Raw genomic sequence first — 11758 nt, forward strand, 5'->3', positions numbered from 1 at the left:
ATTCTACGGGTCTTCAATGATTCTGGGGGCGCCAGGCCTACAGGCCCAGCATCTCCCTCGGATCGAAAGTGACCCGGACGTCGGCCCAGATGTCCTGCTTGCCGGCGGGAACCTGCAGACCGGCCATGTCGCATTTCTGAACCGCGCGTACGGCACTCTCGTCGAACGGGCGGCTTCCGCTCGATTTTTCGACAGCAGGCCGGCCATCCAGCTTGCCAGACGCGTCCAGATTGAAGCGGATCACGGCCACGTAGCTCTCCGAGCCCTCGACGCCAGCAGGAATTGACCAGCAACCGGCAAGCTGATCTCGGAGCGCCCCTTCCTCCGACTTCGACAACTTCTGGCCCTGATCCTTGTCACCACCGAGCGATGCCTGCTGGGTTGAGCGCTTGGCGCCGCCGCCGGATGGCTTCCGCTTGTCAAGCAGGGCAGCGACCTCATCGGCGTCAAACTGCTTCTCCTCGGATTTCGGCTTGGACGAGGCTTCCTTGACCGGCTTGTCGGCGTCCTTGCGCTCGGGCGCCTTGGCGCTTTCGGCCTGGGCCGGCTGCGGCTTCGGCCGCGCCTGGGGGGCGGGCGCCGATTCCGGAAGCTGCGTCGTCTCGGTTGGCGGCTCCTGGGCAATCGCTTCCGCGACCGCGTCCGGCTTGACCTCTGGCTTCGGGTCGATGGCGGCGGTCTTGTCCTGCGGCAGCGTCGGCGCCGGTTCCTTGGCCGGTGTCGGCTTGGGCTCCGCCTGCTTGACCGGCTCGGGCTTGACCTCTTCCTTCGGCTGCGGGACCGGTGCGACCTCCGTCGCCGGGACAGGCTTCGGCTGCTCCTTCGGCTTCGGCGCGTCCTCGGGCTTCGGCTTCTCTTTCGGCGTCGGCGCGGGCGGCGGCGCCTCAGCCATATCGACCGGCTGGGGCTTGGGTTCCGGCGTCGGCGGCTTGTCGGTATCGACGCTGTTGTCACCGACCGTCTTCGCGTCGGGAACGATATCCGGGCGCTGGGTCGGCAATGGCGCCGGCTTTTCGCTCACCGCAGCCTTCTTGTCGCCTTTCTGTATCTGCGCGATCGCTTCCATCGGCACGATCTCGACTGCGACCGACTCGACTTCGGACGACGGAAGCGCAGCCGGCGCCGACAGCGTGAACAGCCCGAAGGCGATCGCCGTCGCATGCAAGATCACCGATGTGGTGAGGCCGGTCCGCATGTTCTTGTCTACTGGTCCTGTTCCTGCAGCGAGATGAGACTCATATTCTTGTAGCCAGCGGCTTGGACACGGGCCATGACCTGCAGAGCCGCTCCATAATTGGTTGCCTTGTCGGCGCGAAAGAAGATGCGCTCGTCATAGCCGGTCTTCGAGATCGCCTGCAGCTTTGCCACCAGTTCCTCGATTGGGATCTCGGTCTTCTGGATGTAAATCTGGCCGGCGGAGTTGATGGATACCTCGATCGGTTGCGTGTCGGCCGCAATCGCCTTGGCCTGTGTTTCCGGCAGGTCGACCGGAACGCCGACCGTCAGCAGTGGCGCGGCGACCATGAAGATGATCAACAGCACCAGCATCACATCGACCATCGGCGTGACGTTGATTTCCGATATCATCGCGTGATGGCGGCCGCGCCGCCTGTGGCCGCGACCACCGCGTCCCCCGCCACCCGCGCCTACAGACATTCCCATGATTGTTCCTCAGGTCTTCTGCGCGACTTTTTCATCGATTTGGCGCGAGAGTATGGCGGAGAACTCGTCCGCGAACCCTTCCATGCGCACGGCGATCTTGCTCGCGTCCGACGACAGCTTGTTGTAGGCGATGACGGCGGGAATAGCCGCCAGCAGGCCAATTGCCGTGGCCAGCAGCGCCTCGGCAATGCCGGGTGCGACCACCGACAGGCTGGTGTTCTTCGATGCCGCGATCGCCTGGAACGAGGTCATGATGCCGATCACGGTGCCGAACAGGCCGATGAACGGCGCCGCCGAGCCAGTGGTGGCGAGAAAGCCAAGCCGTCCTTCCAGTTTTTCCATTTCGCGGGTCAGCGCCAGGTCCATCGCCTTGTCGATGCGGGTCTGCAGGCCAAGCGGCGATTTCGCCCCCTTCTCGAAGCTCTTCTTCCATTCGCGCATGGCGGCGACGAAGATGGCGCCCATGCCTGACGTCTTGCGGTCGGCGAGCGTGCGATAGAGCTCTTCCAGCGACTGCCCGGACCAGAACACCTGTTCGAAGCGATTGAGCGCGAGCCGCATGCGGCCATAGGCGACGAGCTTGTCGACGATGATCGCCCAGGTCCAGATCGAGGCGCAGAGCAGCCCGATCATGACCAGCTTGACCACCCAGCCGGCCTGCGTGAACAGCGCCCAAATCGACAAATGCGCGCCCGGTTCGGCGAGTGCGATATTTTCCATGGTTACGTCCTTAAGAATTTCCGGGCACGGCTGGCGGCTGGCCCATAGGCATCCCTTATAATCCGTTCGCGCAAAGCTTGCGGAATAACCCCAAAATGCACCGTAGGCGGCCTTTTCAGGGCAAATCTTGGTGAAAGGAAGGCGCTGGATTCCTCCAATCTTCACCACTCTCTTCATGAACTGTTATGGTTAAGGATGGGTTAGGACGCACAGCGCGGCGCATTGCCGCGCCTTGGGCGAGCCGCCTGGCATTGTCAGCGGATCATTGGGATCGGTAACTTGCCGATTTGAACTATCGATTTGTCTTGGGCATGAAGGTTGCGATCCATTCCTTCGGAAAGCGCCTTGGCCGGCCGTTCTCGCCGATGATCGCCGCCTCGACCCGCGCCTCGACCAGCACCTCGCCGCCGCGCTTCAGCTGCTGCGCCATAAAGATGCGGGCGCCCGAAATGTCCTCGGTGCGCGTCTCGATGGTCAAGACATCGTCCATGCGGGCGGAGCCGCGAAAGTCGATTTCCATGCGCCGCACCACCCAGATTATTCTTTCGCCATGCTTGCCGTCGGCAAGCTCGGTGTGGTGGACGCCGGCAAGCCTGAGATAATCGGAACGGCCGCGCTCGAAGAATTCGAGATAGCGCGCGTGATAGACGACACCGGAGAAATCGGTGTCGGCATAATAGACCCGCGCCATCAGCCGGTGGCCGAATTCGGTCAGCGCGCCGGAAAGCCCGGCGCAGAGCGCCGCCGATTCACCATGATCGTCCATCGCGCTTTCCTTTTTTGGCCTGACCGGGCACCTAAAGCGCGACGCGCTTCAGGTAGTGTTTCCGGGCGCGTCGTTGTCCAAAAGCCGCTACACAGTTTTGGGCGACACGCATTAACTTGGCGCATGAACCCGATGGCACTGTTGACGGCGATGATCAAGACCTTGATGGCGGCGCTGCTTGTGCTGGCCGCGCTGGTGCCGCCGGGCCAGGCGGCGAGCTTTATGATGAAGCGCGGCCTCAATCTCGACCAATGGACGACATGGCCGGGCGAGGACAAATGGGGCGACCGGCAAGCAATCCTGCCCTATCCGGAATGGCGCAAATTCCTCAACGACGACGACCTCAAGGCGCTGAAGAGCGCCGGCTTCGATTTCCTGCGCATGCCGGTCGATCCGTCGCCGTTCCTGTCCGGCGAGACGCTGGCGCTGCGCGACGAGCTCTATGCCAGCGTGCTGGCCTCGGTGCGCATGATCAATCGCGCCGGCTTGAAGGTGATCGTCGACTTGCATCTGATCCCCAGCGGCAGCAGCCGCAAGATCGGCATGGGCGAGGTGATGGACGATCCACAAATGTTCGACGCCTATGTCGAAATGGTGCGCAAGATGGCGCGCACGCTGGCCGATGAGGATCCGCGCCAAGTCGCTTTCGAGCCGATGAACGAGCCGGTCACCGACTGCGACGCCGACGGCACCGGCCTGTGGCCGGAGCGCCAGCAGAAACTGTTCGCGGCGGCGCGTTCGTCAGCCACCAGGCTCACCCTGATCCTGACCGGCGCCTGCTATTCCAATGCGGCATCGCTGGCAAAGATCGATCCGAAGGCGATCCCCGACGCCAACATCATCTGGACCTTTCACTCCTACGACCCGTTCCTGCTGACCCATCAGGGCGCGACCTGGGCCGGCGACTTCATCCCCTATGTCACCGGCCTGCCCTATCCGCTCAGCGCCGTCCCACGCGCCCAACTGGATGCTGCGCTCGATACGATCCGCGCGAGGATCAAGGCAGAGGCGCCATGGGCGCGCCAGAGCGGCCTGCTTGCCTATCTCGACGAGCAGGTGGCCGGCCTGGATACGGATCAGAAACTGCGCGAGACGATAGAGGCGCCGTTCACCAGGGTCGAGGCCTGGGCAAAGGCCAACGGGATCAAACCGGAGAACATCACGCTCGGCGAATTCGGCATGATCCGCCAGGAATACGGCAATGCCTACGTGATGCCGGCCGAATACCGTGCCGCTTATGTCAGGGACATGATCGCGCGCGCCGAAGCCCATGGCTTCGCATGGTCGATCTGGAGCTATGGCGGCGCCTTCGGCATCATCGACGCTTTTGATGGCGACAAGGCCGAGCCGGATGTGATGGATGCGATCAGGTTACTTCACTGAAGCGCCGAACCCAATTCGATCGAAAGAATCTCTGGACGCATCCCGAAACGCACCGGCAGGATGCTAAAACCGAGACCTCCAGAGACGATCAGGTTGCCGTTCTCCTCCACGACATGACCATAGGCAAACCGGTTGCCGAAGCGGGATGGCACGACCGGAGAATAGCCGAGCAACCGCACCTGTCCGCCATGGGTATGGCCCGAAAGGGTCAACGATACCCGTGGCGGGACCTTCGGGAAAATGTCCGGCTCATGTGCAAGCAGGATAACGGGAGCCTTGTCGCTTACCTTTGCCAGCGTGCCGTGCAGGTCGTCCAGTCCTGTGAACCTGCTGCGGCCCCAGGCCTTGCCCGGCCGCAGCGCAAGTTGGTCGGCAAGTCCGGCGACCCAGAAGCCATACCCGTCTTTTTCCAGGCGCACCACATCGTTTTCCAGGACCGGTATGCCGGCGCTCTCGAGCGCCCGGCGCGCCACCGTCGGCCCCAACCCGGCCTTCTGCGCGGAAAGGTCCTCCCACCAGTCGTGATTGCCAAGGATTGACCACACCCCGAGCGGCGCCTTCAGGCCTGACAAGGCCGGCGCCCATTCGGAGGAAGCCACCCAGTCCGTAACCAGGCGTGTGCCGGCTGCATAGTCGCCAAGCAGGACAATCAGATCCGGCTGCAGGCTGTTCGCCCGTTCGGCAAGCGACCTGATCCGCTCCGGCGTCATCCATGGCCGACAGACATGAATATCGGCGAGAGCGACGACGCGAAGGTGCAATCCTGCAGGCCAGTTTGGCGGGGTCAGTGAATAGCGCTTTACATGCGTCAGCAGCAGCGGCTCGAGGCCAACCGCATAAGCACTGAGCGACACGGCGGATAGGAAGGAACCGCCGATGAGGCGCAGGAAGCCGCGTCTGGTGATCATCGCTCAACCCCATCGTTCGTGGAACCGACGGTCCCACAGCGAAGCGTTAGAGCCCGCAAATGCGCCGGCAAGCTGACCAGGATTAGGAGATTTTGCGCAGCAAAGAAGGCCGCAACGCCGCGCCGACGCTACTCTTCCTGGAATAGGCTGATCTGCTGCTGCGCCAGGTCCTTCGGCGCATCGAGGCCGAGATGCCGCCAGGCATTGGCGGTCAGCACGCGGCCGCGCGGTGTGCGCTGAATAAAACCCTGTTGGATCAGATAGGGCTCGATGATGTCCTCGATGGCGTCGCGCGGCTCGGAAAGCCCTGCCGCGATGGTCTCGATGCCGACCGGCCCGCCGCCAAAATTCCGCGCGATCATCGAGAGATAGCGGCGGTCGAGCGCGTCGAGGCCGAGCGCATCGACCTCGAGCCGCGTCAGCGCCTCGTCGGCGATCTGGCGGTCGACGTGACCGTCGCCGGCGACGGAGGCAAAATCACGCACGCGGCGCAACAGCCGGCCGGCGATGCGCGGCGTGCCGCGCGCGCGCCGAGCGATCTCAAGCGCGCCATCGTCGCCGAGCGGCATGGCAAGGATGCGGGCGCCGCGGCGCACGACCTGCTCCAGTTCCTCGACCGAGTAGAAATTGAGGCGGACCGGAATGCCGAAACGGTCGCGCAGCGGATTGGTCAAAAGGCCGAGCCGGGTGGTGGCGGCGACCAGTGTGAAGCGGGCAAGATCGATCTTGACCGAACGCGCCGCCGGCCCTTCGCCGATGATCAGGTCGAGCTGGAAATCCTCCATCGCCGGATAGAGGATTTCCTCGACCGCCGGGTTGAGCCGGTGGATCTCGTCGATGAACAGCACGTCGCGGTCTTCGAGATTGGTGAGCAGTGCTGCTAGATCGCCGGCCTTGGCGATGACCGGACCGGAGGTCGAGCGGAAATTGACGCCGAGCTCGCGTGCCATGATCTGCGCCAGCGTCGTCTTGCCGAGGCCGGGCGGCCCGACGAACAGCACATGGTCGAGCGCCTCGCTGCGGCCCTTGGCGGCCTCGATAAACACTTTGAGATTGGCCCGCACCGCCGCCTGGCCGACGAAATCGCCGAGCGTCTGCGGCCGCAAGGTCTGCTCGGCATCTTCGCCGCGCTTGTCGGGAGCAATGAGGCGTGGCGAAAGGCTCATGCCGCCTTCCTTGCACAGGGCAGAGAACGGGACAAGCGCAGACTCACCGCGCCAGTTCCTTCAGTCCGAAGCGGATCAGCTTCGACGCATCCGCGTCCTCGCCGGCGCTTTTCAGCGCCGCCGCCACCGCATTGGCGGCGGTATCGCGTGAATAGCCGAGATTGACCAGCGCTGAGACGGCGTCGGTGATTGGCGCCGGCGCGACGCCTTCGCCAAGCTCCTGCTTCAGGCCGATGGTGCCGGAGGCAGCGCCGGCAAAGGCCGGCGCCTTGTTCTTCAGTTCGGTGACGATGCGCTCGGCCACCTTCTTGCCGACACCGGGCGCGCGGCTGACCATGGCAATATCCCGCAATGCGATGGCATTGGCGAGATCGGCCGGCGCCAGCGTCGACAGGATGGCCAGCGCGACCTTGGCGCCAACGCCCTGCACATTGTTCATCAACAGCCGGAACCATTCACGCTCCAGCACCGACTGGAAACCGTACAGCCGCAGCATGTCTTCGCGGACATAGGTCTCGATAAACAGCACCACCGCCTCGCCGGGGGCCGGCAAGGCGGCCAGCGTGCGCGTCGAGCAGTGGGCGACATAGCCTACGCCATGCACGTCGATAGTGCAGAAATCCTCGTCGACCTCGTCCAGCGTGCCTTTTAGCTTGCCGATCATGTGTGGTCCCTCATGCCAGCGCCGCCAACCTATAGACAACACTCTGCCGGTGATGCGCGTGGCAGATGGCAATGGCCAGCGCGTCGGCGGCATCGTCGGTGTCGAACGTCGCCTTCGGCATCAGCACCTTGACCATCATGTGGATCTGCTTCTTGTCGCCATGACCGACGCCGATCACCGCCTTCTTGACGGCGTTGGGCGCATATTCGGCAACGACCAGGCCGGCCAGCGCCGGCACCAGCATGGCGATGCCGCGCGCCTGGCCGAGCTTCAGCGTCGCGGCCGCATCCTTGTTGACGAAGGTCTGCTCAACCGCTGCTTCGTGCGGCATGGCGGCATGCAGGATCTCGGCAAGTCCGTCATGCAACTGGCAAAGCCGTGTCGCCAGCGTCGCCTTGTCGTCGGAACGCACGGTGCCGGAGGCGACGAAGCGCAGCGAGTTGCCGAGGCTTTCGACGATGCCCCAACCGGTGCGCCTCAGCCCCGGATCGATGCCGATGATGCGAATCGTTTCCCCCATCCGCCAAGTTTACCCGTGGCGGACAGCGATGCCAGCGAAATGTGAACAAACCAGAAACGGTTCCGCTGCGTCCCACAGGCTGTTTGAGAATTCGCTCTGACGAGACAGACGGCGTGGTCTGCGAGAACCGAAGCGGAGCGGACATTTGGGTCCGTGAGCCGCGCGTAGATCCCCTCGCTTCAATTCCGATGTCGTAGCGCATCGACGATGACTTTGAACGCGCGAAGATTTTGACGACGGCTCGGATAGTAGAGGAAATAGCCTTCAAAAAACGGCGACCAATCGTCCAGGAGCTGAACCAGCTTGCCACGTGCGATGTGCTGCTCGACGATGATCTCCGGGACGTAGGCGACGCCGTATCCACTGGCCGCGGCATCAATCGTGGCATAAGTATTATTGAAGGTCAGTTGACCGTTGACTCGAACGCGGAGCGCCTGCCCATCCTTCTCGAACTCCCAGGCGTAAAGGCCGCCGGCGCTTTCATGACGCATGTTGATACAGAGATGCCGAATCAGTTCTTGCGGGTGCTCGGGCACACCATGCGCGGCGAGATAGGCAGGCGAAGCAATGGCGACCAGACGCCAGTCGGGACCGATGCGCACCGCGATCATATCCTTCTCAACGCTCTCTCCAATCCGGACGCCGGCGTCGAAGCCTTCCTCAACGATGTTGCGGAAGGTGCTGTCCAGGATCAGTTCGACGCTGATATCGGGATAGGCGACAAGCACCGGCTTGAGCTTGGGCCAGACCACGCTTTCGAGTGCATGGTCGGACAGGGTCAGCCTGATCGAGCCTGACGGCTTGTCGTGGAGCGCCGTCAGCGCCGCGATCTCGTCGTCGATTTCGGCGATGCGCGGCGCAATTGTCTGCAGCAGCCGTTCGCCCGCGATCGTCGTTGCGACGTTGCGCGTGGTGCGGGTCAGCAGGCGGATGCCCATGCGCGCTTCGAGCTGCTTGATTGTATGGCTGAGCGTCGATTGCGCCGGAAGGCGGCGGTCGCTTCGGGAACGAGGCGGTTGGCGATCTTTGCTACTACGCCCCTTGGGGCAATCATGCGATGTTTCATGGTCCCTATCGGTGGTCGCGCGGCCTGATCCGGCTCGGGCGTCTCGACCAGGGGCCAGCGCCGCTTCTGGTGCGCGGAGAGCATCCGATGCGCGTCGAAGTTCTTCCTGAGCCCGGAAGGCTACCGCACAATGGATGAACGCCGCCTCCCGCGCTCCACTTTATTGCAAGGGTCAAATTTGAGCTTCCGCATTCATGTTTTGTCGAGCGTATCTCTTAGAGTCGCTTAAACCTTCTGCGCCGTAAGTTTTAGCCGTGCTGAATCGCCGTCAGCGCCGATGACGACGAAATAGGAGAACGCAATGACTCGAAATCACGTTGAACGTCTTGGAGAGTTCAGGGAAATCCTGGTCGCGACTCGACGCGAAGGAGTCCGTAACGTGCACCATACCCGCGACGCAATGCGGGCAAGCGGCTTTCAGATCGGGGACAGCGACGGCTCCAGCTACGGAGCCAAGCTAAAGGAACTCCAAGAGGAAATCGAGGCAGTCGATCGCGCCATCGAAGACGAGAAGCGGCTGGCCTTGCCCCTTGAGAGTGCGGCTCAATCCCGCCGACCACCAAAGCCGAGAATCGTGAAGGGAACATAGAGTCGGCGACGGCCCTTGCTGCCCGTCGCGTGGATTCGCCTGCGACATCGTGTCGGGCTCGTCGCCGCCGTGCAACTAGCCCTGAACGTCATCCGTTGCCATCAAACGTGGCGGCCGAAGCCGCCCTGTGTCGATGTCGATTCGCTGTGTCCATCGTTGTCGATGCCGTCGCTACCCTCGCCAACGGCGTTCTTCAGGTATCCGATCTGAAACGCGATATTTGGATATGAAATCACGGAGGCCAGCTTCTGGCGCAAGGCGGTCGGCTGGATGAAAAGGTCGGCTTTCTAGCGCCATCATCCCGAAAGCGAACGTTCCGCTTCCGGCCCCACGATGCTCGTTCGCGTCATTGTCGGATCGCAGTCGATGCGATCGTGCGATCGCGTCATTTCCGCAAGATCTTCTCCATCGCCTTGCCCCTGGCAAGCTCGTCGATCAGCTTGTCGAGGTAGCGGATTTCCTTCATCAGCGGGTCTTCGATGTCTTCCACCCGGACACCGCAGATCACCCCCGTGATCAAATTCCGAGAAGGATTCAGTTGAGGCGCCTGATCAAAGAAATCCTTCAGGCTGGTTTTCTTCCCCAGCTGGGCGTCCAGCCGCTTCTGGGTGTAGCCCGTCAGCCAGCGGATGATCTCATCGACCTCGGCTTTGGTGCGGCCTTTCTTTTCTGCCTTGGCGACATAGTGCGGATAGACCCTGGCAAAGCTCATGGAATAGATTCGATGCTCGGTCATGGCACTCCCTCATGCGTCGGGATCGGGGCCAAGAAGCGGCATCACGTCCACGGCATCGCAGGGGAAGATCGTAAAGTGTGGATGGCCTTCGAACATCTTCGATATCGAGCAGTCTGTCAGCCGCGGGCGAAAGCCGTGTTGAGCAGCGTGATCTGGTCGGAAACCGGATTGGTGCGGCGGCCGGATGGCGCAGCCTCGGCCACGGCGCCGCCGTAGATTTCCTCGTCCATGCGGCGCACCAGTGCCTGCAGGCGCAGCGAGCGGTCGATGAGGTCAAGAAAATCCTTGGGCAGCTCGACCCAGCCTGCGGCATCGTTGTTGGCGGAAGCGGTGTCGAGACGCACCTTGGATTTTTCGGAAGCAACCTGATCGCGAGTCATTTCGCCGGAATTCGCGGCGCGCTGCAGAAGCAGCCAGGAGGCGACCTGCATCAGCCTCGTGGTCAGTCGCATCGACTCGGCCGCATAGAGCGTCGCCGCCAGCCTGGACAGTTTCTTCGCCTCGGCCCGGCCCTTGCCGTCCAGATATTCGGCCGCCTGCTCGACCAGGCCCATGCCTTCCTGGTAGAGCGGCTTGAAGGATTGGGAGAAAACCCGGCGCTCCGCCAGCTTGATGGTTTTCGCGCTTCCCTTCGAAGGATCGTTCATCGATACGCCCTGCACTTGCCTAACAGCCGGCCGAATCGGCGTCATCGCCGCCACGCCTGCACCCTAAATGACCGAGGCTTGAAAATGCGCTTCGCCGCCGGTGAAGGCAAGCACATGTTTAACAAACGGTTAACGGCGACGCAGCGGCGCGGGCGACCGGCAATCCGGGTCGCCGAAAAAAAAGAGCCGCGGATAAGGCGGCTCTCAGGAGTTTAACAGGGAGGCGTCAAACAAAGTGGCTCCAACCACTCGGTAAGAATCCAGATCACTGGATGCGCATAGTAAACGCCTGTAAAGCTTAATGAAGCCTTAACTGCGAGGATATTTTTTGATCAAGCGTCGCCCGCCTGTGCCGTAACAGCACAATAACTCCAGGCTTTTTGGGGCCCAGACCTTTGGACTCAGGCCTTTTGCGTCTCAGCATGCCGTTCGGCTTTCCACACCACCGGCAGCGCGATGTAAGCGAACAGCAGCAGCCCAGCGTAAAAGCCCATCGAGGATGTTGCCACCAGCGGTTCGATCGCCGGGTTGCCGGCAAGCATGATGTAAAGGCCGATCAACAGTCCGGTGCCACTGATTGCCGTCAACCAGAAATGGACGGTGGCAAGCGTCTTTTCCGCGACTGCCGGAAACAGATGGTAGAAGAATGCAAACACCGCCGACATCAGCCATCCGGCCACCATGATGTGGGCGTGGGTTGGCATCTGCGCATGATCTTTGCTGATCGCCATCTGTAGGCCGAGCGCCATCCCGGCGAGTGCGTAGAAGACGGCCAGCGTGAAGAAGTTTCGTGCTACCTTTTGCATGTTATGCCCCGAATTGCCTTTTCCCGTCATGGGAATGGGTTGAGATCAGGCGGTCGCCCCGCCACCGGGTCCCCGGCATCGGCGCATTAGCATCGGCAATGTTTCTGGACGATGTCGCATCGCGC

The 11758-nt window shown here is 62.3% G+C and carries 14 protein-coding genes and 2 pseudogenes; 3 read left to right on the plus strand and 13 right to left on the minus strand.

Features of this window, described 5'->3' with window-relative positions; genetic code table 11:
- Positions 1-37 precede the first annotated feature (37 nt).
- The 4 genes from AC0L2M_RS20475 to ybgC form a co-directional block, all read right to left on the minus strand.
- The gene (locus tag AC0L2M_RS20475) at positions 38-1195 is read right to left on the minus strand and encodes an energy transducer TonB family protein (protein ID WP_473535733.1); all 1158 of its coding nucleotides are present in this window, start codon (positions 1193-1195) and stop codon (positions 38-40) included.
- A gap of 8 nt (positions 1196-1203) precedes the next feature.
- Entirely contained in the window at positions 1204-1662 is a 459-nt protein-coding gene (locus AC0L2M_RS20480) for an ExbD/TolR family protein (protein ID WP_077375321.1), read from the minus strand.
- 9 nt (positions 1663-1671) lie between these two features.
- Positions 1672-2382 (minus strand): protein TolQ, encoded by a 711-nt coding sequence (gene tolQ, locus AC0L2M_RS20485; RefSeq protein ID WP_023799988.1) that lies wholly within the window; start codon positions 2380-2382, stop codon positions 1672-1674.
- A gap of 292 nt (positions 2383-2674) precedes the next feature.
- Complete coding sequence (gene ybgC / locus AC0L2M_RS20490) at positions 2675-3148, minus strand: tol-pal system-associated acyl-CoA thioesterase (protein ID WP_023799989.1); 474 nt, start codon at positions 3146-3148, stop codon at positions 2675-2677.
- A 132-nt stretch (positions 3149-3280) separates the two neighbouring features.
- Between ybgC and AC0L2M_RS20495 the strand changes: the two genes are divergently transcribed.
- On the plus strand, positions 3281-4531 hold the full coding sequence (locus AC0L2M_RS20495) for a glycoside hydrolase family 5 protein (protein WP_473535734.1): 1251 nt from the start codon (positions 3281-3283) through the stop codon (positions 4529-4531).
- Here the strand turns inward: AC0L2M_RS20495 and AC0L2M_RS20500 are convergent.
- From AC0L2M_RS20500 to AC0L2M_RS20520, 5 genes and pseudogenes are all read right to left on the minus strand, one after another.
- A complete protein-coding gene (locus tag AC0L2M_RS20500) occupies positions 4525-5439 on the minus strand; it encodes a metallophosphoesterase (protein ID WP_473535735.1) in 915 nt (304 codons plus the stop codon). The two genes, AC0L2M_RS20495 and AC0L2M_RS20500, sit on opposite strands and share 7 nt — an antisense overlap.
- A gap of 128 nt (positions 5440-5567) precedes the next feature.
- The gene (ruvB, locus tag AC0L2M_RS20505; RefSeq protein WP_128245954.1) at positions 5568-6605 is read right to left on the minus strand and encodes a Holliday junction branch migration DNA helicase RuvB; all 1038 of its coding nucleotides are present in this window, start codon (positions 6603-6605) and stop codon (positions 5568-5570) included.
- A 43-nt stretch (positions 6606-6648) separates the two neighbouring features.
- Positions 6649-7269: a Holliday junction branch migration protein RuvA gene (gene ruvA / locus AC0L2M_RS20510; protein ID WP_473535736.1), complete on the minus strand. Its 621-nt coding sequence runs from the start codon at positions 7267-7269 to the stop codon at positions 6649-6651.
- A 10-nt stretch (positions 7270-7279) separates the two neighbouring features.
- Positions 7280-7789 carry a crossover junction endodeoxyribonuclease RuvC gene (ruvC, locus tag AC0L2M_RS20515; protein WP_023799993.1) on the minus strand — a complete coding sequence of 170 codons (510 nt, stop codon included), beginning with the start codon at positions 7787-7789 and terminating at the stop codon, positions 7280-7282.
- Positions 7790-7968: 179 nt separating this feature from the next.
- A pseudogene (locus AC0L2M_RS20520) lies at positions 7969-8772 on the minus strand (LysR family transcriptional regulator); the annotation flags it as partial.
- Between AC0L2M_RS20520 and AC0L2M_RS20525 the strand changes: the two are divergent.
- Positions 8766-8993: pseudogene (locus AC0L2M_RS20525) on the plus strand (cyclophilin-like fold protein); the annotation flags it as partial. The pseudogenes AC0L2M_RS20520 and AC0L2M_RS20525 sit on opposite strands and share 7 nt — an antisense overlap.
- A 163-nt stretch (positions 8994-9156) precedes the next feature.
- The gene (locus tag AC0L2M_RS20530; protein WP_128172642.1) at positions 9157-9444 is read left to right on the plus strand and encodes a hypothetical protein; all 288 of its coding nucleotides are present in this window, start codon (positions 9157-9159) and stop codon (positions 9442-9444) included.
- Between the two features lie 101 nt (positions 9445-9545).
- Here AC0L2M_RS20530 and AC0L2M_RS20535 read toward each other — a convergent pair whose 3' ends face one another.
- From AC0L2M_RS20535 to AC0L2M_RS20550, 4 genes are all read right to left on the minus strand, one after another.
- On the minus strand, positions 9546-9701 hold the full coding sequence (locus AC0L2M_RS20535) for a hypothetical protein (RefSeq protein WP_473532373.1): 156 nt from the start codon (positions 9699-9701) through the stop codon (positions 9546-9548).
- 128 nt (positions 9702-9829) lie between these two features.
- The gene (locus tag AC0L2M_RS20540) at positions 9830-10180 is read right to left on the minus strand and encodes a DUF2200 domain-containing protein (RefSeq protein WP_128245951.1); all 351 of its coding nucleotides are present in this window, start codon (positions 10178-10180) and stop codon (positions 9830-9832) included.
- A gap of 116 nt (positions 10181-10296) precedes the next feature.
- Positions 10297-10827, minus strand: coding sequence for a protease adaptor protein RcdA (gene rcdA, locus AC0L2M_RS20545; RefSeq protein WP_287067967.1), 531 nt, complete (start codon positions 10825-10827; stop codon positions 10297-10299).
- A 401-nt stretch (positions 10828-11228) separates the two neighbouring features.
- Positions 11229-11633 (minus strand): hypothetical protein, encoded by a 405-nt coding sequence (locus AC0L2M_RS20550; RefSeq protein ID WP_023799995.1) that lies wholly within the window; start codon positions 11631-11633, stop codon positions 11229-11231.
- Between the last annotated feature and the right edge of the window lie 125 nt (positions 11634-11758).

Source organism: Mesorhizobium sp. WSM4806 (assembly GCF_055811635.1).